At 60.0% G+C, this 20,335-nt stretch carries 19 protein-coding genes and 1 pseudogene; 9 read left to right on the forward strand and 11 right to left on the reverse strand.

The window, feature by feature from the left end; translation table 11 throughout:
* Window positions 1-13: 13 nt before the first annotated feature.
* Both ilvN and RHP74_RS26430 read right to left on the reverse strand, forming a co-directional pair.
* On the reverse strand, window positions 14-505 hold the full coding sequence (ilvN, locus tag RHP74_RS26425; protein ID WP_003205610.1) for an acetolactate synthase small subunit: 492 nt from the start codon (window positions 503-505) through the stop codon (window positions 14-16).
* 2 nt (window positions 506-507) lie between these two features.
* Window positions 508-2,232, reverse strand: a complete 1,725-nt coding sequence (locus RHP74_RS26430) for an acetolactate synthase 3 large subunit (protein ID WP_010467631.1) — start codon at window positions 2,230-2,232, stop codon at window positions 508-510.
* Between the two features lie 399 nt (window positions 2,233-2,631).
* On the opposite strand from RHP74_RS26430, the gene RHP74_RS26435 reads away from it, so the two are divergent.
* Complete coding sequence (locus tag RHP74_RS26435) at window positions 2,632-3,045, forward strand: DUF4124 domain-containing protein (RefSeq protein ID WP_311096675.1); 414 nt, start codon at window positions 2,632-2,634, stop codon at window positions 3,043-3,045.
* Window positions 3,046-3,063: 18 nt separating this feature from the next.
* On the opposite strand, the gene RHP74_RS26440 is transcribed toward RHP74_RS26435, so the two are convergent.
* Genes RHP74_RS26440 through mrcB form a run of 3 tightly spaced genes read right to left on the reverse strand, consistent with a single transcriptional unit; the run spans window position 3,064 to window position 6,474 of the window.
* The gene (locus RHP74_RS26440) at window positions 3,064-3,399 is read right to left on the reverse strand and encodes a YqcC family protein (protein ID WP_311096676.1); all 336 of its coding nucleotides are present in this window, start codon (window positions 3,397-3,399) and stop codon (window positions 3,064-3,066) included.
* Window positions 3,399-4,133, reverse strand: a complete 735-nt coding sequence (locus tag RHP74_RS26445) for a tetratricopeptide repeat protein (RefSeq protein ID WP_311096677.1) — start codon at window positions 4,131-4,133, stop codon at window positions 3,399-3,401. Before RHP74_RS26445 ends, RHP74_RS26440 begins: the two co-directional genes overlap by 1 nt.
* Before the next feature lie 16 nt (window positions 4,134-4,149).
* Window positions 4,150-6,474: a penicillin-binding protein 1B gene (gene mrcB / locus RHP74_RS26450; protein WP_077750439.1), complete on the reverse strand. Its 2,325-nt coding sequence runs from the start codon at window positions 6,472-6,474 to the stop codon at window positions 4,150-4,152.
* Between the two features lie 118 nt (window positions 6,475-6,592).
* On the opposite strand from mrcB, the gene RHP74_RS26455 reads away from it, so the two are divergent.
* From RHP74_RS26455 to RHP74_RS26465, 3 genes are all read left to right on the forward strand, one after another.
* Window positions 6,593-8,149, forward strand: coding sequence for a bifunctional aminoglycoside phosphotransferase/ATP-binding protein (locus RHP74_RS26455; RefSeq protein WP_304817384.1), 1,557 nt, complete (start codon window positions 6,593-6,595; stop codon window positions 8,147-8,149).
* A gap of 90 nt (window positions 8,150-8,239) precedes the next feature.
* A complete protein-coding gene (locus RHP74_RS26460) occupies window positions 8,240-8,584 on the forward strand; it encodes a pentapeptide repeat-containing protein (protein WP_010467624.1) in 345 nt (114 codons plus the stop codon).
* A gap of 243 nt (window positions 8,585-8,827) precedes the next feature.
* Entirely contained in the window at window positions 8,828-9,100 is a 273-nt protein-coding gene (locus RHP74_RS26465) for a TfoX/Sxy family protein (RefSeq protein ID WP_010467623.1), read from the forward strand.
* A 265-nt stretch (window positions 9,101-9,365) separates the two neighbouring features.
* Here the strand turns inward: RHP74_RS26465 and RHP74_RS26470 are convergent, their stop codons facing one another.
* The 4 genes from RHP74_RS26470 to RHP74_RS26485 are packed head-to-tail and all read right to left on the reverse strand — an operon-like array spanning window position 9,366 to window position 12,910.
* Window positions 9,366-10,217 carry a ChaN family lipoprotein gene (locus tag RHP74_RS26470; protein ID WP_311096681.1) on the reverse strand — a complete coding sequence of 284 codons (852 nt, stop codon included), beginning with the start codon at window positions 10,215-10,217 and terminating at the stop codon, window positions 9,366-9,368.
* Between the two features lie 19 nt (window positions 10,218-10,236).
* Window positions 10,237-11,004, reverse strand: a complete 768-nt coding sequence (locus RHP74_RS26475; RefSeq protein WP_010467621.1) for a heme ABC transporter ATP-binding protein — start codon at window positions 11,002-11,004, stop codon at window positions 10,237-10,239.
* Window positions 11,004-12,041 carry an iron ABC transporter permease gene (locus RHP74_RS26480; protein WP_145308742.1) on the reverse strand — a complete coding sequence of 346 codons (1,038 nt, stop codon included), beginning with the start codon at window positions 12,039-12,041 and terminating at the stop codon, window positions 11,004-11,006. Before RHP74_RS26480 ends, RHP74_RS26475 begins: the two co-directional genes overlap by 1 nt.
* A complete protein-coding gene (locus RHP74_RS26485; protein WP_311096682.1) occupies window positions 12,038-12,910 on the reverse strand; it encodes an ABC transporter substrate-binding protein in 873 nt (290 codons plus the stop codon). Before RHP74_RS26485 ends, RHP74_RS26480 begins: the two co-directional genes overlap by 4 nt.
* A gap of 166 nt (window positions 12,911-13,076) precedes the next feature.
* On the opposite strand from RHP74_RS26485, the gene RHP74_RS26490 reads away from it, so the two are divergent.
* Window positions 13,077-13,394 carry a Rieske (2Fe-2S) protein gene (locus RHP74_RS26490; RefSeq protein WP_102595139.1) on the forward strand — a complete coding sequence of 106 codons (318 nt, stop codon included), beginning with the start codon at window positions 13,077-13,079 and terminating at the stop codon, window positions 13,392-13,394.
* Here RHP74_RS26490 and sfsA read toward each other — a convergent pair.
* Together sfsA and RHP74_RS26500 are read right to left on the reverse strand one after the other, a co-directional pair.
* The gene (sfsA, locus tag RHP74_RS26495; RefSeq protein ID WP_010467613.1) at window positions 13,391-14,104 is read right to left on the reverse strand and encodes a DNA/RNA nuclease SfsA; all 714 of its coding nucleotides are present in this window, start codon (window positions 14,102-14,104) and stop codon (window positions 13,391-13,393) included. The two genes, RHP74_RS26490 and sfsA, sit on opposite strands and share 4 nt — an antisense overlap.
* Entirely contained in the window at window positions 14,104-15,276 is a 1,173-nt protein-coding gene (locus RHP74_RS26500) for a pyridoxal phosphate-dependent aminotransferase (protein WP_010467611.1), read from the reverse strand. The genes sfsA and RHP74_RS26500 overlap by 1 nt, the downstream gene beginning before the upstream one ends.
* Before the next feature lie 333 nt (window positions 15,277-15,609).
* Here RHP74_RS26500 and dksA point away from each other — a divergent pair, with 333 nt between their 5' ends.
* The 4 genes and pseudogenes from dksA (at window position 15,610) to RHP74_RS26520 (ending at window position 20,332) form a co-directional block, all read left to right on the forward strand.
* Window positions 15,610-16,050 carry an RNA polymerase-binding protein DksA gene (gene dksA / locus RHP74_RS26505; RefSeq protein ID WP_007902025.1) on the forward strand — a complete coding sequence of 147 codons (441 nt, stop codon included), beginning with the start codon at window positions 15,610-15,612 and terminating at the stop codon, window positions 16,048-16,050.
* Between the two features lie 194 nt (window positions 16,051-16,244).
* Window positions 16,245-17,140 (forward strand): annotated as a pseudogene (gene gluQRS / locus RHP74_RS26510) (tRNA glutamyl-Q(34) synthetase GluQRS).
* Between the two features lie 77 nt (window positions 17,141-17,217).
* Entirely contained in the window at window positions 17,218-17,394 is a 177-nt protein-coding gene (locus tag RHP74_RS26515; protein WP_003176118.1) for a hypothetical protein, read from the forward strand.
* Window positions 17,378-20,332, forward strand: coding sequence for a sensor histidine kinase (locus RHP74_RS26520; protein ID WP_031319123.1), 2,955 nt, complete (start codon window positions 17,378-17,380; stop codon window positions 20,330-20,332). Before RHP74_RS26515 ends, RHP74_RS26520 begins: the two co-directional genes overlap by 17 nt.
* Window positions 20,333-20,335 lie beyond the last annotated feature (3 nt).

Here is a 20,335-nt window from a genome sequence, read left to right on the forward strand (position 1 = left end):
TCGCTAATTTGGTTTAGATGCTGAGTACTTTGTCGCCGCGAGCGATACCGGTTACGCCGCTACGGACGGTTTCCAGGATTGAGGCGGTGCCAATGGACTGAATGAAGCTGTCGAGCTTGTCGCTGGTACCGGTCAATTGAACGGTATAAACGCTGGCGCTGACATCGACGATCTGTCCACGGTAAATATCGGTGGTGCGCTTGATCTCGGCGCGCTGGGCGCCGGTAGCCTTGACCTTGACCAGCATCAGTTCGCGCTCGATGTGAGCACTTTCCGACAGGTCGACCAGTTTGACCACTTCGATCAGTTTGTTCAGGTTCTTGGTGATCTGCTCGATGATTTCATCGTGGCCGACAGTGGTCAGCGTCAGACGCGACAAGGTCGGGTCTTCGGTAGGGGCCACGGTCAGGCTTTCGATGTTGTAGTTGCGCTGCGAGAACAGGCCGACTACACGAGACAGAGCGCCGGGTTCGTTTTCCAGAAGCAGGGAAATAATATGTCGCATGATTAAGTACGCTCCGTCTTGCTCAGCCACATATCGCGCATGGAGCCGTCTTTGATCTGCATCGGGTAGACGTGTTCAGCTGCGTCGACCTTGATGTCGATGAACACCAGACGATCCTTCATCGCGAAGGCTTGCTCCATCATCGGCTTCAAATCCTTCAAGTCCGTGATGCGCATGCCGACGTGACCGTAGGCTTCAGCCAACTTGACGAAGTCCGGCAACGATTCCATGTAGGAGTGCGAGTGACGCGCGCCGTAGCTCATGTCCTGCCACTGGCGGACCATGCCGAGCACGCCGTTGTTGAGCAGGATGATCTTCACCGGCAGGTCATGTTGCAGGCAAGTGGACAGCTCCTGGATGTTCATCTGGATGCTGCCTTCACCGGTCACGCAAGCCACATCGGCTTCCGGGAAGCTCAGTTTGACGCCCATTGCTGCCGGGAAACCGAAGCCCATCGTGCCCAGGCCGCCGGAGTTGATCCATCGATTAGGCTTGTTGAAGCGGTAGTATTGCGCCGCGAACATCTGGTGCTGACCCACGTCGGACGCAATGTAGGCATCGCCCTTGGTCACTTCGTGCAGGGTTTCGATAACGGTTTGCGGCTTGATGATGCTGCCGTCCCCTTTGTTGTAAGGGAACATGTCGCGATCACCGCGCCACTCTTCAACCTGCTTCCACCAGGCAGCCACCGAGTCCTTGTTCGGGGTCTCGCCGATTTCCTTGAAGGTAGCGACCATCTCGGTCAGTACGCTTTCCACCGGGCCTACGATAGGAACGTCGGCCTTGATGGTTTTGGAGATCGAAGCCGGGTCGATGTCGATGTGGATAATCTTGGCGCTTGGGCAGAACTTCGATGCACCGTTGATAACACGGTCATCGAAACGCGCGCCCACGGCCATGATCACGTCCGCATGGTGCATCGCCAGGTTGGCGGTGTAGCTGCCGTGCATACCGAGCATGCCAAGGAACTGACGGTCGCTGCCCGGATAGGCGCCGAGGCCCATCAAGGTATTGGTGACCGGCACGTTCAGCAGTTGCGCCAGTTCGGTCAATGGCGCGGAGCCGTTGCCCAGAATGACGCCGCCGCCGGCATAGATGATCGGCCGCTTGGCCGCCAACAGCATTTCCACCGCTTTGCGGATCTGGCCCGAATGGCCACGAACCGCTGGGCTGTAGGAGCGCAGCTTGGCTTTTTTCGGGAAGATATATTCGAACTTCTCGGCCGGGTTGGTCATGTCTTTCGGAATGTCGACAACGACAGGACCAGGACGACCCGATTGCGCGAGGTAGAAAGCCTTTTTCATGATCTCCGGGATTTCCGAAGCATGCTTGATCATGAAACTGTGTTTCACGATCGGCCGGGAGATACCGATCATATCGGTTTCCTGGAAGGCATCGGTCCCGACCATGGTGCTAGGCACCTGGGCGGTCAGGATCACCATCGGAATCGAGTCCATGTACGCGGTAGCAATGCCGGTAATGACGTTGGTCGCACCGGGACCGGAGGTCACCAGTACAACGCCTGCCTTGCCGGTGGCGCGCGCATAGCCGTCAGCCATGTGAGTGGCAGCCTGCTCATGACGAACGAGAATATGTTGAACGGCTGGTTCTTTGAACAGCGCGTCGTAGATATGCAATGCGGCACCACCTGGGTACCCATAGATATATTTAACGCCTTCGTCACGCAAAAAGCGGACGAGCATCTCACCGCCAGATAAAAGCTCCACGTTGCTCACCTCTAAAACGCCAGAATACCGCCCACATAAACGGGGACGGGTCTTAATAGGTTTACTTCTCAGCAGAGCATGAGCGACGGTGGTCGCCGACTACGTCAGCACTGACTGAGCAAGTATTGGGATCGTCCCAAGTGTTGCGGGCCTTTCCCACCCAGCGCGAGGTAACGCGTTGCGGGTGTAACAGGTCGGCGCGGATGTGCGCCTCATGATCTGCTGAGTGGGTCTGCTTCTGGCAGTCCCTCTACAGCGGACTTTGGATTCTTCTGTTTCGTCCTCTGCAAGTCAAGCCGTCTATGTGCTTTATTGAAGTAAGCACATGAGAAAGCAAGAAAAAACCGCTAAACCGCAACTGTGTTAGCTTCAATTGCGCAACTCTGGCAAGGAAATGGCATGCGAACGTTCTTAATGATCACTTTGCTGATCAGCCCTTTGTGTATGGCCGCTCAGATCTATAAATGGGTCGACGCCCAAGGCGTTACCCACTTCGGCGCGCAACCGCCTCAAGGCCAGGAGGCCACCACCGTGGTGACGCCCTCCCCGCCTGCCGGCAAACCCGCCGCACCAACGCGCAGCACGGCGATTGGCGATCAACAGGCCATCGACAACACAGTGAAAAAGCAGGTTGCCGAGCAGCAAGCCCAGCTAAAGGTATTCTGCGGGCAGGCGCGAACGAACCTGGCCCAGCTGCAGAACAATCCGCGATTGCGTGAGGACGTGGACGGTGAGAGGCGCCGCCTGACCGATGAACAACGTCAGGAGCGCACTACCGAAGCACAGAAACAGATTGCGGATAACTGCCAGTAGGCACTGGCAGTATCCGATTCAGCGAGAGGCGGTGATCAGCAGATCGAACTCTTTGAGCAAGACCTGCAGCTGCCGGTCCCTGCCTTGGACATTGCGGGCGGCGAAGACCATTTCGGCCATCTCCTGAATTCCTGACGCGTTGGGCAGCGGTAGATCCTGTTCGAGGATGACCTTCATCTTCGGCAGGAAGATCCATTGCAGCCACTGCTCGAAATCGAGCGTATCGACCGAAAACGGTTCAACGCTGGATAACGCCTCAGCGGATGGCGAAACTTCATCCCACCAACCCTGAACCCGTAGCTCACGCTCGATCAACAGCAGTTGCTCGGCAATCTTGGGGAAGCGTGCGTCCATCACGACACAACCTTGGCCTTCTGACGGGCCAGTGCCGCACCTGCGGAATCACCCTGTTTCTCACGCGCCTGGGCGATCAGTTCCCACAGGCTGGCCTGAAGCGCCGGACGACCATTGGCGAACGTCAGGCCACGACGGGCGAACTGTTCAGCCTGTGGCGCATCGCCTTGGGCCATGCGCACCTGAGCCAGGCGATAAAGCACTTGCGGCTCACGCGGTGCAACTCGCTGGGCGCGCTCGAGGCTGGAGGACGCACCGTTGAGATCGCCGCTGGCCTGTTGCTGCTGAGCAGTAGTCAACAGCGCCAGCACCGGACCGTCCAGTTGCTCATCGGCAGACAATCCACCGGAGCTCGCCGAAGGAATCCCGCTCGGCGTCGACGGCATGCTGTAGCTGCCCTGATTGACCGGTGCCGACTGTACCGGCGAGGTGTCGATCGGCCCTGGGGTAATCGGGCCAGGCGTAATCGGACCGGTGCTGATCGGGGCCGACGCCACTGCGCCGCCACCTGGCACCATCACGACGACACCCGTGTCACCTTGCGGAATCGCTTGAGTCTGGGCTTGCACAGGACGTTTAGTCGTCGTCTTGCGGAAACCGCCATTTGCCGACACTCGCTCACTGTTGGAGACAGCACTGCCAGAGTCCACAACCGGAATCGAACCGCGTTGTACGGAGGAACAACCGCTGAGCAAAGCCACGGCGGTAACCGCTGGAATCAACCACTTGTTCACTTGAAACCCTCTTTGCTTAATTCATCCAGCCCTTGACCCAATCCATCACCGTTTCGCCGGATGCGGGACTGTCGCCACCACAAGCCGCGCCGGGAGGCGGTTCGCTGCCGCGAATATACGGCATCTGCACGGCACCTGGGCAGCTGCCGTCGGAACCTTGCCCGGTCCGCGAATCGACCCAGGCCTGAACAACATTGTCCGGTTGCGGCATGTCCAGCGGCAATGGATCGGCCTTGCGCATGAAACTGGTCCAGACCTGCAATGCACCGGTGGCACCGGTGAACGGGGTCTTGCCGTTGTCATCGCGTCCCAGCCACACCACCGCCAGCAAGTCCTGGCTGAAACCGGCGAACCAGCTGTCTCGCGAGTCGTTACTGGTACCGGTTTTACCCGCCAGGGTCAGGGTTTTCGGCAGCACGTTGTAAACCGAACTGCCGGTACCTTCACGCATGACTCGCTGCATGGCGCTCTGGATCAGGTAGATGGAGGCCGGATCGAAACGCTGCTCGATCTGGAACGGATAACGCTTGAGCGGCTCGCCTTCGGCGGTCAATACGCTACGAATCCCGCGCATCGGCGTATTGAAGCCACCGTTGGCCAGCGTCTGGTACATGGTCGCCACTTCGATCGGCGTCAGACCACCAGCCCCCAGCAACATCGAAGGGAACGCCGGGAACTCGCGACTGACACCCAGGCGCGCCAATGTCTTCAGGACATTCGGCACGCCAACCGCCAACCCGAGGCGCGCCGTTGACAGGTTGTAGGAATGGGCCAGGCCTTGGTACAGAAAAACCGTACCGTGGGAACGGCGATCGTAATTCTGGGGTTTCCAGACCTGACCGTCCGCGCCTTTGACCGAGAAGGATTCGTCCGACAGCCAACTGGTCAGCGTGTACTGGCTCGGCTTCTCAAGGGCTGTCAGATAGACCGCAGGCTTGATCAACGAACCGATTGGTCGCACTGCATCCAGCGCCCGGTTGAAGCCGGCGAAACTTGCCTGACGGCTGCCGATCATGGCCTGGACTTCACCGGTTTCCGGGTTGGTCACGACCATCGCCGCCTCAACCTCATCGGAACCCTTGCGTCCGGACAAGCGTTTAAAGGTGTCGTTGACCGACGCTTCGGCCTTCATCTGCAGGATCGGGTCGAAACTGGTGAAGATCCGCAGGCCTTCTTCGGTCAAGTCTTCGTCGCGATAGTCTTCGCGCAGCTGACGTTTAACCAGGTCGAGGAAGCCCGGGAATGAACTGTCCGCCAGCTTGCCGCGCGTCGTCACGCCCAGTGGCATATTCTTCGCCGCTGCGACCTGCTCGGCGGTGGCGACGCCTTGTTGCTCAAGCACATCGAGCACCAGATTGCGCCGCTCCAGCGCCCGTTCCGGGTTGCGACGCGGATTGTAATAGGACGGCCCCTTGACCATCCCCACCAGCATGGCGACTTGATGCAGTTTCAGCTCGGACAATGGCTGCCCGAAGAAGAACTGGCTGGCCAGGCCGAAACCGTGCACCGCGCGCTGCCCATCCTGACCGACGAACACTTCATTGAGATACGCCTCAAGAATTTCCCGTTTGTCGTAATGCAGCTCAAGCAGCATCGCCATCATGGCTTCGGTGAGTTTGCGGGTCAGGCTGCGTTCGCTGGTCAGGTAGAAATTCTTCACCAACTGCTGGGTCAGCGTACTGCCGCCCTGGGTCATCTTGCCGCCGGAGGTGTTGACCCACACGGCGCGGGCAATCGACTTGGGCGACACGCCCCAGTGACTATAGAAATCCCGGTCTTCCACGGCGACCAGGGTTTCCAGCAGGTACGGCGGGACCTGATCGATTTTGATCAGAATGCGGTCTTCAAGATTTTTCGGGTAAATGCCACCGATCAGCAGAGGCTCCAGACGCACGACTGAAAGCTTCGAACCGTTGGTCGCCGAAAGGTCAGCCACGTAATCGCCGGAGAAACGCACACGCACCGGCTGAGCTTTTTCCAGGCCTTCATAGAACTGGAAGCCACGGGTATTCAAGTCGACGGTGTTGCCGTTGACCGCCGCTGCGCCGGGGCCGTTGCTCACGGCTTCGCGGCGATAGCCCAAGGCGTCGAGCTCGGTGAGGAAGTCTTCCTTGCTCAGCTTCTGGCCGGTGAACAGCTCCAGCGGGCGCGCATACACCTTGGCCGGGATGGTCCAGCGCTTGCCGGAGAACTTCTCCTGGACCACGGCGTCGAGGTAAACCGCGAATCCGGCGAGCACCACGAGGCCGACCAGACTGAGTTTAAGGGCCCAGCCCAGCCAGGGGCTCAAGCCCCGGGAAGGTGGTTTTTTGGGGGTACGGGGGGATCGAGTACGAGTCATGGCGGCGGATTATACGCACTTTATTCATACTCAACAGGAGCCCTCCGAGGTTTGCGTCAGACGGACTTGCAGCCATAATGGCGGCCGTGAATTTTCCCCAGACTCTGAAGGATCGCCTGTGAGCCAGTCCCTGATCGCCGCCCTGCAAAACCCGGCCCTCTACCCGCATCCTGTCGACGGGTTCCAGGTCATCGAGACCCATATCTCCTGGGTCATCCTCACCGGTCCCTTTGCTTATAAAGTGAAGAAGCCCGTGAATTTCGGCTTCCTCGACTTCACCAGCCTCGACGCTCGCGAGCATTTCTGCGGCGAAGAGCTGCGCCTCAACCAGCGCCTGACCCACGATTTGTACCTGGAAGTGTTGCCTATTACCGGCAGCGAAGCTGCGCCACAACTGGGCGGCGAAGGTCCGGTTGTCGATTTCGCACTGAAAATGCGTCAATTCCCACAAAGCCAGTTGCTCAGCACCCTGCAAGCCAATGGTGAGTTGACCACCGCGCACATCGACGAGATGGCCGCACAGATTGCCCAATTCCACCTCACTGCACCGAAAGTGCCTGGCGAACACGAAGCCGGCACCCCGGACAGCGTGATGGCACCGGTACGCCAGAACTTCGAACAGATCCGCCCGTTCCTCAGCGACAAGGCCGATCTGCTGCAACTTGATGCGTTGCAAGCCTGGGCCGAAAGCAGCTTCGAACGCCTGAAGCCGCTATTCGCCCAGCGCAAGGCTGAAGGCTTCATCCGCGAATGCCACGGCGACATCCACCTGGGCAACGCCACCGTGATCGATGGCAAGGTCGTGATCTTCGACTGCATCGAGTTCAACGAACCGTTCCGCTTCACCGACGTTTATGCCGACACCGGTTTCCTGGCCATGGACCTGGAAGATCGCGGCCTGAAAAGCCTGGCGCGTCGTTTCATCAGCCAGTACCTGGAACTGACCGGCGACTATCAGGGCCTTGAGCTACTGAACTTCTACAAAGCGTACCGCGCACTGGTTCGCGCCAAGGTCAGCCTGTTCAGCATGCCGGCCGAAGCCGACCCGGTGCAACGCGCCACCACCCTGCGTCAGTACCGCAACTACGCCAACCTGGCAGAAAGCTACAGCACCATTCCTTCGCGGTTCATGGCGATTACCCACGGCGTTTCCGCTGTCGGCAAAAGCCACGTCGCCATGCGTCTGGTGGAAGCGCTGGGCGCCATTCGCCTGCGTTCGGATGTTGAACGCAAGCGTTTGTTCGGCGAGCAAACCGTACCGAATGACCCGCAGGCCGGCATTTATAGTGCCGATGCGAGCGCCGCCACCTACAACCGACTGCATGAGATTGCCGCGGTGATCCTGCACGCCGGTTTCCCGGTGGTCATCGATGCGACATACCTCAAGCGCGCTCAGCGCGACGGCGCGGCGAAAATCGCCGAAGCCACCGGGGCACCGTTCCTGATCCTCGATTGCAATGCACCACAGGCAGTCATCGAGAGCTGGCTGGCCTTGCGTCAGGCAGACAAGAAGGATCCGTCCGACGCCAACCTCGCTGTTATCGCCGCCCAGCAGGCGAGCCGTGAGCCCCTGACGCCAGCAGAAATTCTGTGCAGCAAACGCGTCCAGACCAATGAAAGCGGGACGCTCGACACCGTTGTTGCACAGATTCGCCAGCGCATGCCGGGCCTGTAAAAACTATTTCAGCCGTGAAGCCATCGCCGGCTTCACGGCTGCCAAATAGTGGCACTATACTGGCGTCATAAAACCATCAGGTGATGCGACATGAGCCAGCCGAAACTTCTCGACACCCCGCTTTATGCCTTGCTGCACAAAGACGACATCGCAGGCTTCAATGCCGAGCGCGCCAGTCATGCCTCTGTCGACATGGTCGGCGGCGATTTTCGTGGTCTGGACCTGCGTGAGCTGAACGCCGATGGCGTCGATTTCACCGATGCCTATTTCCGCTCCGCTGATTTGCGTGGTATCGACTTCCGCAACTCCTGCCTGGAAGGCGCGAGCCTGGCTCACGCACAGATCTCCGGCGCCTACTTTCCACCAGAGCTGAGTGCTGACGAGATCCTGATGTCGATGAATTTCGGTACTCGCTTGCGTTATCGCACCCGCTAAAAACGACGTTCTACCTGACAAGTCCAGCGCCCCCGCTTCGCGCTGGGCGCTGGGTTTTTTGTCGGGAAAGTTGATTCCTCCGCGCTTCCTCCGACTGCTCCCGCAGACCTTCACGTAGCTATCTGAGTCTTCCTCTTAGAAGCTTTTGCGTCGAAACCGACCAAACAATCACGCTTTTCCTACTGATGGCTACACTCCTGAGAGGCTCGCCCACGCACCGTTCGGCCGTCGCAAGGAGGCTTGATGAATGATGAACTGCAACACCTGAAGAATCTTGGCAAGACGTCGGCACAGTGGCTGCATGCCGTGGGCATCCACAGCGCGTCGGACTTGCGCCGCCTGGGAGCGGTGGATGCTTATCGGGCCGTGCGTACGCGCGGGTTCCGGGCGTCCAAGGTGTTGTTGTATGCGATCGAAGGCGCGCTGATGGACGTGCACTGGAACGACATTCCAGCTGATCGCAAAGAAGCCTTGAACAAACAACTGGAAGCCATCTCGTCCCGTCACAAGAACTGAACAGGCAGATTCGCCTCAGGATTACCGACTCAGGCGCAATGATTACGGGCTTTCGCGCAAGGAAAAAGGGGATTGCAAAGAAATCAAAAAAACAGCGGTTGACTTGGTAATGAGAATCGCTATGATTATCACAACTGGTCGCGAGACTGGTCGATATTTGAAAAGCCCTTGGTTCGGACTCTCAGATATCTCCTCATCAGGCTAATCACGGTTATTTGACCCGGCTCTTGCCGGGTCTTTTTTTGCCTGTGGAAAAGTCGTCTGTTTACTTGCCGAACTGCTTACGCATTTGGGCGCAGTAATCCTGAGCCGGCGTGGCAGGCGTGTACCAGACGTAATCAGCCATGGCCGACGTGACCTCACCCCCCTCCTCCGCCAGCATCAACACCTTCAGTGCTTCAGGCTCGCCAAGATCAAGGACGTGGATCGGCACGCCAACATCCTTGCGCGCGTGGTAAGCGCCGGCAAACAGCAGCGAAGGCGTCGGTGCCGACAACAAGCGCTCGGCCATCCGACGATCACGTTGTTGCTGGACCGCCAGCATCGCGGGCATCTGCGAGGTGGGCAGCAAGCCGCAATGGGAGTCGTTGATCTGCGCCAGCAACTCATCCTTGACCGACGGAGCATTGGAAAGCCGACCGTTTAATGTCGGGGGCTTGGCATAAACGGTACGGACTTCAAGAGTGTCCAGATTGGCCGCCAACAGCGGGTAGGGTTGAGTCAGCACAAAGCGCACGATCGGCCCGTACAGATTCCAGTCCCACCCCGACTGCCAGTTCAACGCGCCGGGAAGATCTGCGGGTAGCGTCGAGGCACGGCGAATGTCATCGACGCGCGATTGTTGATCCGGCGTGAGCATTTCCAGCAGCAAACTGCCTTGGGGTCGACGTTCGCCCAGCGCCTGTAGCAACCACAATTGCAATCTATGGTGATCAGAATTGTCGTGCTGCTCACCGACGATCAGCCGCGACGGCACGGCCAACCGTTCGACCAATTCCGCGGGCGTCAGGATCTGGCCACTGCGCAGGTCCTGAATATCACCGACGACCGGAGGCGGTGCCGAAACGTGCTGGCAGGCACTCAACAACACAACCGCCAGTAGCAAAATTCCTCGCATGCTCACCTCGATGTCATTCTCAGCGGGCGATGATCAGCGGATGACCACGCTCCGGATGCCGCTGCACCAGCACTTCCAGCCCGAATACCGCTTTGAGTGGTTCCGGGCGCAAGACGTGCTCAGGGGTGTCCAGCGCCACCGGCCGCCCACCTTCGAGCAGTAGAAGGCGATCACAATAGCGCGCCGCGAGATTCAGATCATGCAGGATCACCAGCACCGCAGCGCCATGATCGGCGAATTCGCGCACTGCTTGCAGGGTGGTGTGCTGGTGCAGCGGGTCGAGCATCGAAGTCGGTTCATCGAGCAACAGCGTCTGCCCCACCTCCCCCGGCCAGAGCTGCGCCAGTACCCGCGCCAGGTGTACCCGCTGCCGCTCGCCGCCGGACAGCGCCAGATAGCTGCGGCCACTCAGGTGTCCCGCATCGGCAGCGTGCAAGGCGGCGGCGACGATCTCGTCATCCCGGACCCGCCCGCTTTGATAAGGCAAACGCCCCATGCCGACCACTTCTTCCACACGGAAGGCGAAGTCCAGGGTCGACACCTGCGGCAAGACCGCCAGTCGCTGGGCTCGCTGCGCGCCGGTCCAATGGCTCAATTCGCGCTCATCGAGCCAGACGCTGCCGTGGTCAGCCTTCAACTCGCCGCACAAGGCGCCGAGCAAGGTGCTTTTGCCCGCGCCGTTGGGGCCCAACACGCCGAGCACTTCGCCCGGCCTGAGCTCAAGCGTGATGTCCGTCAGTACGATTTTTGCGCCTCGACGGATTTGCAGGCTCTGGGTTCGCAACATCAGGCACGCCCTCTGAGCAGTAAATACAGAAAGAACGGCGCACCGATGAAGGCCGTGACAATTCCGATCGGCAACTCTGCTGGCGCCAAGGCCAGCCGTGCGACCAGGTCGGCAAACAGCAGGAGACTGGCACCGGCCAGCACTGAGGCCGGCAACAACACCCGATGATCAGGACCGGCCAGCAGGCGCACCAGATGCGGCACCACCAGACCGACAAACCCGATCATCCCCGCCGCCGCCACGGCCGCGCCAACTCCCAGCGCGGTGCAAAACACCAATTCGCGCTTGAGCCCTTCGACGTCAATGCCCAGATGACCGGCCTCCGACTCGCCCAGCAGCAACGCATTCAAGGCCTTGGCACGACGCGGCAACCAGAGCGCAACACCGGCGCTCACCAGCAGCAACGGCCAGAGCCGCGAATAACTCGCGCCGTTAAGGCTGCCCAGGTTCCAGAACGTGAGTGTGCGCAAGGTCGCGTCGTCGGCCAGATAGGTGAACAAACCGACCGCCGACCCCGCCAGCGCCGTTAACGCAATACCGGCCAGGAGCATGGTTGCGACGTTCGTCTGCCCGTTGCGCCGCCCCAGCCGATACACCAACGCCGTCACACCCAACCCGCCGAGAAATGCGCACACTGACAACAGATAAGGCCCGAACGATTCAGGCAGACCACCAAACACCGAACCACCGACAATCGCGATAGCGGCTCCCAGCGCAGCACCGCTGGACACCCCGACCAACCCCGGGTCAGCCAGCGGGTTACGAAACAATCCCTGCATCGCCACGCCGGACAACGCCAGTACGCCGCCCACCGCCAGGCCCAACAAGGTTCGAGGCAGGCGTATTTGCCCGAGGATCAGCTCGGCCTGCTCCAGCCCATCAGGGGCAATGGGCAGGCCGATCATGCGCAACGCCGCACGTAGGGTATCGAATAAAGGCAAGCTGACCGGCCCCAGCGCCAAGGACAGCCAGATCGCCACTAAACACAGCAGGCTCAGGCCAATGAACAACGCACGGGGTTTAACCAGAACGGTCATTGGGCCGTATTGCCTGGGAAGAAACCATCAGACAGCGTTTTCAACGCATCGGGCAAACGAGGCCCCAATCCACCTACCAACAAGGTCGGATCGAGCTCCATGACGCGCCCGTCCCTGGCCGCACGGGTCGAGGACAGAATCGGGTTTTCCTTGAACAACGCCGCGCGCGCGGCATCGCCGGTCATCGCTCGGTCAGCAAACACCAGCACGTCGGGGTCAAGACTGACCAGCGACTCAATGGAAAAGGGTTTGTAGCCAGTGTGCGTGGCCAGATTGTGCCCGCCGGCCTTTTGGATGAGCCAATCGGCGGCAGTCTCTTTGCCGGCGATAAGCGGCTTGCCGCCCGCATGGCCCAGCAGCAACAGCACGCCCGGCGATTTTTCCTTCAACTGCGCACGAGTGACCCGGACCTTCTGCTGTTCGAGTTGCTGCTGGTAGGTCTGGAGCAATTGCGCAGCCCGGTCTTCAGCACCGAGCAACTTGCCCAGATGCGCAAGATTGCCCTGCAGCGTCGGCAGATCAGGCTGGGCCGAGAACAGTTCGACCTGCACGCCCGCGCTACGAATTTGCGACAGCACCGGCGGCGGCCCCATTTCTTCGGTGCCGACCAGGATCTGCGGGCGTAAGCTCAAGATGCCCTCCGCCGACAGTTGCCGCTGATAACCGATGCTCGGCAGCGCCTTCAACGAGGCCGGATGCTGACTGGTAGTATCGACGCCGACCAGTTTTGACTCACCGCCCAGCGCGCTCACCCACTCCGACAAGGCGCCACCGGCACTGACCCAACGCTGTGGCAACTCGGCCGCTGCGGCGTGGTGGCTGACGAGGAGTCCGACACACAGCGCAACAACGCGGGTACTCAGGCGCATAAACAGCTTCCTTCTAAGTTTTCCCAGGCATCGAGATGACAGGCCAAGTATCCTCGGCATCCGGCACCTGCACCCGACGGGGCGAAGCGGCCATTTGATAATTGTTTGCATTTGAACGTCAAGCTCGGACATATCCGGTCACGAGCCGCCGACACTGAGGATAGACATGAAGTTGATTTGTACAGGTGCCGAACTGGCTGACAACAGCAGTCGCGGATTCGACATCGACAGTCAGAAACTTTTTGCTGTGCGCCGGGGCGGCCAAGTGTACGTCTACATCAATCGCTGCCCGCACCGGGGTGTCGGGCTGGAATGGAAACCCGATCAGTTTCTCGACCCCAGCAACAGCCTGATCCAGTGTGCAACCCACGGCGCACTGTTCCTGATCGAAGACGGCGAATGCGTCGCCGGCCCGTGCGCCGGACAATCCCTCACCCCCGTCGCCTGCCGCGAAGACGAACAAGGTATCTGGATCAACCTTTAACTGTTCAGCAGCACCTCCAGGCGTCGATCGACCACCATCTCTTCATGGGTCAATCGCACGCCATAGGCCATTACCTCGACGCCGCATGCCACCGCCTCTCGCAATGCCACTGCGTAGGCCGAATCGATCTCTTCTGCCGGACGCACCGCTTCAATGCCGGTCAGGTTGACGCAATACAACTGCACCGCGCGAATCCCGTCCCGAGCCAAGTGAGCCAGTTCCCGCAAATGCTTGGCGCCCCGTTGCGTCACTGCGTCGGGAAATGCCGCCACCGATGAACCGTCGAAGCCCAGGGTCACGCTTTTGACCTCTACATACGCCGGCCCGCCCGGGTAATCGAGACGGAAATCGATGCGGCTGCTTTCCTGCCCGTAGGCCACTTCGCGTTTCAATTCGGTAAAGCCGTTCAGCTCGGTAATCACGCCCGCCCGCAACGCCTCTTCGATCAACCCGTTGGCGCGCCCGGTGTTCACGCAAAACAACCGGCCCTGCGGGGTTTCACCGACTTCCCAAGTGCCGGGCAATTTGCGCTTCGGGTCGTCGGAGCGGCTGAACCAGACCTGCCCACCTTCCACCTGGCAATTGAGCATCGAGCCGGTGTTCGGGCAGTGAATTGTCAGCAATTCGCCGCCAACGGTTTCGATATCGGCGAGAAAACGCTTGTAACGACGGATCAGGCGACCTTCTTCGAGGGGAGGATGAAAACGCATCAGCCTTGCCAGCTCCGCAATCCACGTGCGATCCGCTCGACCGCTTCTTCCAGGCGCGGCAGGCTTTGGGTGTAGGCAAAACGCACATGGTGCCCAGCCTGATAACGTCCAAAGTCCAGGCCCGGGGTAATTGCAACATGCTCGGTTTCGAGGAAATGTCGGCAGAATGCGAAGGCATCGCCGCCGAACTTGCTGATATCGGCGTACAAGTAAAACGCGCCTTCCGGCTCGACGGCGATCCCGAAGCCCAGTTCTCTTAGGGCCGGCAACAGGAAATCCCGTCGACGACCGAATTCGGCCCGACGCTCTTCCAGAATGCTGATCGTGGCCGGCTCGAAGCAGGCCAGTGCGGCGTGCTGGGCCATGCTCGGGGCGCTGATGTAGAGGTTTTGCGCAAGTTTTTCCAGCTCGCCGACTGCCGCTTCAGGGGCGACCAGCCATCCCAGCCGCCATCCGGTCATGCCGAAATACTTGGAAAAACTATTAAGGACGAAGGCGCTGTCATCGACTTCCAGCACACTGGCGGCATCGGTGCCATACGTCAGGCCATGGTAGATCTCGTCCACCACCAGATGACCGTGTCGCTCCTTGATCGCAACCGACAAGCCCGCCAGTTCGTCACGGGTCAGGATAGTCCCGGTCGGGTTGGCGGGTGAGGCCACCAAGGCGCCGACGCTGTCTTGATCCCAATGGCGCGCCACCAGGTCCGGCGTCAGCTGATAGCGAACGTCCGGGCCGACCGGCACCAGTTGCGCGGCGCCTTCGACCAACCGCAGGAAATGCCGGTTGCAGGGATAACCCGGGTCCGCCAGCAGCCAATGTTTGCCCGGATCGACGAGCAAGGCGCTGGCCAATAACAAGGCGCCGGAACCGCCAGGCGTGATGAGGATTCGCTGCGGGTCGATGTTTAACCCGTAACGCTGCTGATAAAAGCCCGAAATGGCCTCACGCAACTCGGGGATACCGCGCGCAGCGGTGTAACGGGTCTTCCCCGCCGTCAGTGCTGCCTGGCCGGCCTGGATGATCGGCTCGGCGGTGGTGAAGTCCGGCTCGCCGATTTCCAGGTGGATCACATCGTGACCCTCGGCTTGCAGTTCATTGGCCCGCGCCAGCAGCGCCATGACATGGAAAGGTTCGATCGCGCGACTGCGGGCACTGTAGGACTGAGCCATTAGCCTTCCTTACAACGGAGAAAAAAATCGATTCTACCCAAGCGTTGGAACGAGCGAGAACCTAAAGCGGTCAGACGCGTTATAACTTGGCCGTAAACGACTCAAGCGTGTACCTCAGGTTTGACTAAAATCAATAATTGATCAGGTCTCCATCGCCGCCAGACAAGGCTTTGCGATCATTTGCAAGCCCTTTGGGCCACTACCTCGACATCCGGGAGTAGCGCGGCCCGATTTGATCTGGTAAGTTCGCCCGCTTGCAGCCGCAGGGCCGGCAGGTGTCGGTGATGGAGCAATCCTGCGCAATGGATTACAAGAGTAGAGGCGGTCCATTTCATGCCCACCCAAGCAAAGCAGCAAAACCAGTCGATCAGCGGCTTCGAACCCTACAAAGAAGTTAAGGGCGAGGAGTACATGGGCAAGCCCATGCGCGCTCACTTCACCAAGATCCTGAATAAGTGGAAACAGGACTTGATGCAGGAAGTCGACCGCACGGTTGATCACATGAAAGACGAAGCGGCCAACTTCCCTGACCCGGCCGACCGTGCCAGCCAGGAAGAAGAGTTCAGCCTTGAACTGCGTGCCCGCGACCGCGAGCGCAAGTTGATCAAGAAGATCGACAAGACGCTGCAGCTGATCGAAGACGAAGAATATGGCTGGTGCGAGTCCTGCGGCGTCGAGATCGGCGTCAAGCGACTGGAAGCCCGCCCTACCGCCGACATGTGCGTTGACTGCAAGACCCTGGCGGAAATCAAGGAAAAGCAAGTCGGCAAGTAATGTCGCCTTGAACGAAGAACGGAGCGTGCGAACGCTCCGTTTTTGTTTCTGATATTTATTGCGTCTTCGCCATTGCCTTCGCGAGCAAGCTTCGCGCCTACAAAGGCTGGCACGATCTTCTGTAGGAGCGAAGCTTGCTCGCGACGGCGGCTTCAAGCCATGCTCGAAACGATTGGACAGCCTGACACCGCCTTATGACCGCCATTGCCTCCCCCACCTACATCGGCCGCTTCGCCCCCACGCCCAGCGGCCACCTGCATTTCGGTTCGCTGGTCGCAGCGCTGGCTTCGTACCTCGACGCGCGTGCGGTGGGCGGGCGCTGGTTGATGCGCATGGAAGACCTCGATCCGCCACGGGAAGAACCCGGCGCCCAGGCAGCCATCTTGAAAGCCCTGGAAAGCTACGGTTTCGAGTGGGACGGGGAAGTGGTCCGCCAGAGCGATCGGCATGACGCCTACGCCTTAGTCCTCAATCGCCTGTTCAATCAAGGCCTCGCTTACGCCTGCACCTGCTCGCGCAAGCAATTGGAGCCGTATCACGGCATTTACCCGGGCCTGTGCCGCAACGCCGGCCATGGCACCGAAGATGCCGCGATTCGCTTGCGCGTCCCCGAACTGGAATACCACTTCATCGACAGGGTGCAAGGCGAATATCGCCAGCACCTGGGCCGGGACGTCGGCGATTTCGTGATCCGGCGCCGCGACGGGCTCTACGCCTATCAACTGGCGGTAGTGCTGGACGACGCCTGGCAAGGCATCACCGATATCGTCCGTGGCGCTGACCTGCTCGACTCCACGCCGCGCCAGCTTTACCTGCAAGAACTGCTCGGCCTGCCTCAACCGCGTTATCTGCACATCCCGCTGATTACCCAGCCCGATGGCAATAAACTCGGCAAGTCCTACCGCTCACCGCCATTGACCGAAGATCAGGCAACCCCTCTGTTGCTGCGTGCGTTGCGCGCATTGGGGCAAAACCCCGTGCTGAACTGGCTTACGCCACCCCCCGCGAAGTGCTGGATTGGGGCATCGCCCACTGGGATGCGTTATTAATCCCGCGCACACTGACCCTGCCCGAAGCGCAACTACAGTGATCACACTTGCAGTGGCGCGCCCATCCGTTACCATCGCCGCACGTTTTCGGGCACGCGCATAAAAAAGAGAGGCCGGGATGTACATCTATCGCTTGGTCCTGCTCCTGGTAGTGGGGATTTACCTGTTCTCCCCGGCCATCATGGATTGGTGGATCGACGCCACTGGCGCCTGGTATCGCCCTTATCTGCTCTGGCTGATTCTGATCGTCGTGACCTTCATCCTGCAGAGCCAAAAAGATGCCGATGAGCTTTAGCCTGACCCAGATGATCCTGATCAGCGCCGCGTACCTGGCGGTGCTGTTCGGCGTCGCCTGGATCAGCGAACGGGGCATGATCCCCCGGGCGATCATTCGCCATCCGCTGACCTACACCCTGTCGCTGGGGGTGTACGCCAGTGCCTGGGCGTTTTACGGCACGGTGGGCCTGGCCTATCAGTACGGCTACGGTTTTCTGTCCAGTTACCTCGGGGTCTCCGGGGCGTTTTTGCTGGCGCCGGTGTTGCTGTACCCGATCCTGAAAATCACCCGCACCTATCAACTGTCGTCGCTGGCCGACCTGTTCGCATTCCGTTTCCGCAGTACGTGGGCCGGGGCGCTGACCACGATTTTCATGTTGATCGGCGTGCTGCCATTGCTGGCGTTGCAGATCCAGGCGGTGGCCGACTCCATCGGCATCCTGACCCGCGAGCCGGTGCAGCATCGCGTGGCCCTGAGCTTTTGCGCGCTGATTACCCTGTTCACGATCTTCTTCGGCTCGCGCCACATCGCCACCCGTGAGAAACATGAAGGCCTGGTGTTCGCGATTGCCTTCGAGTCGGTGATCAAGCTGATCGCCATTGGCGGTGTCGGCCTCTATGCCCTTTATGGCGTGTTCGACGGCCCGCAACAGCTGGAACTGTGGCTACTGCAAAACCAGACCGCCCTCGCTGCCTTGCACACGCCCTTGCAGGAAGGCCCGTGGCGAACGCTGCTGCTGGTGTTCTTCGCCTCGGCGATTGTGATGCCGCACATGTATCACATGACCTTTACCGAGAATCTCAACCCGCGCTCGCTGGTCAGCGCCAGCTGGGGTCTGCCGCTGTTCCTGCTGCTGATGAGCCTGGCGGTGCCGCTGATTCTCTGGGCCGGACTGAAACTCGGCGCCACTACCAACCCGGAATATTTCACCCTGGGCATCGGCATCGCCGCCAACAGCAAAGCCTTGGCGTTGTTGGCGTATGTCGGCGGGTTGTCGGCCGCGAGCGGACTGATCATCGTCACCACCCTGGCGCTGTCCGGGATGGCGCTGAACCATCTGGTGCTGCCGCTCTACCAACCGCCGGCCGAAGGCAACATCTATCGCTGGTTGAAGTGGACCCGCCGGGCGCTGATCGTTGCGATCATCATGGCCGGTTACGGTTTCTACCTGTTGCTGGGCGCCGAACAGGACCTGGCCAACCTCGGCATCGTCGCGTTTGTGGCCACGCTGCAATTTCTTCCAGGGGTCCTGTCGGTCCTGTATTGGCCGACCGCCAACCGCCGCGGCTTCATCGCCGGTTTGCTGGCGGGGATCCTGGTGTGGCTGGTGACCATGTTGTTGCCGCTGGTCGGCAATCTGCAGGGCTTCTACATTCCGCTGTTGAACATGATCTACGTGCTGGACGACACCAGTTGGCACATGGCCGCGATCGCGTCCCTGGCCGCCAACGTGCTGATGTTCACCCTGATCTCGCTGTTCACCAACGCCAGCCCCGAAGAGGCCAGCGCCGCCGAAGCCTGCGCCGTGGACAACGTGCGTCGCCCGCAGCGCCGCGAACTGCACGCCGCCTCGCCTCAGGAATTCGCCACGCAACTGGCTAAGCCTCTGGGCGCCAAGGCCGCACAGAAAGAAGTCGAGCAGGCCCTGCGTGATCTCTATCTGCCGTTCGACGAGCGCCGGCCTTATGCCTTGCGCCGTTTGCGCGACCGGATCGAAGCCAACCTCTCCGGCCTGATGGGCCCGAGCGTGGCGCAGGACATGGTCGAGACCTTCCTGCCGTACAAGGCTGGCGGCGAAAACTACGTCACCGAAGACATCCACTTTATCGAAAGCCGTCTCGAGGACTACCACTCGCGCCTCACCGGCCTTGCCGCCGAACTCGATGCCCTGCGCCGCTATCACCGCCAGACTTTGCAGGAATTGCCGATGGGCGTTTGCTCGCTGGCCAAGGATCAGGAAATCCTCATGTGGAACAAAGCCATGGAGGAGCTGACCGGGATTGCCGCGCAGCGTGTGGTCGGTTCGCGCCTGAGCACCATCGCCGATCCGTGGAAAGAACTGCTGCAAGGCTTCATCAATCTGCCGGACGAGCATTTGCACAAACAGCACCTGGCCCTTGATGGCCAGACCCGCTGGCTGAACCTGCACAAAGCGGCCATTGATGAACCGCTCGCACCGGGTAACAGTGGCCTGGTGTTGCTGGTGGAAGATCTGACCGAAACCCAGATGCTCGAAGACAAACTGGTGCACTCCGAGCGCCTGGCCAGCATCGGGCGACTCGCGGCGGGTGTGGCCCATGAAATCGGCAACCCGATCACCGGCATCGCGTGCCTGGCGCAGAACCTGCGCGAAGAACGCGAAGACGATGGCGAACTGAAGGAAATCAGCGGTCAGATCCTCGAGCAGACCAAACGCGTTTCGCGCATCGTTCAGTCGCTGATGAGCTTCGCCCACGCCGGCAGTCACCAGCACAGCGACGAGCCCGTCTGTCTGGCTGAAGTGGCTCAGGATGCCATCGGTTTGCTGGCCCTGAACCGACGCAATTTCGAAGTGCAGTTCTATAACCTGTGCGACCCCGATCACTGGGTCGAAGGCGATCCGCAACGCCTCGCCCAGGTATTGATCAACCTGCTCTCAAACGCCCGTGACGCCTCGCCTCCCGGCAGCGCGGTGCGGGTCAAGAGCGAAGCCGGCGAACACACGGTCGATCTGATCGTGGAAGACGAAGGCAGCGGTATTCCGAAGAACATCATGGACCGATTGTTCGAACCTTTCTTCACCACCAAGGATCCTGGCGAAGGCACCGGTCTGGGCCTTGCACTGGTCTATTCCATCGTTGAAGAGCATTATGGACAAATCACCATCGACAGCCCGGCTGATGTACAAAGCCAACGCGGCACCCGTATTAGGGTGACCTTGCCGCGTCATGTCGAAGCGACGTCCGCTGTGAACTGAGAC

Source organism: Pseudomonas sp. SG20052 (genome assembly GCF_031766055.1).
Classification (GTDB): domain Bacteria; phylum Pseudomonadota; class Gammaproteobacteria; order Pseudomonadales; family Pseudomonadaceae; genus Aquipseudomonas; species Aquipseudomonas mandelii.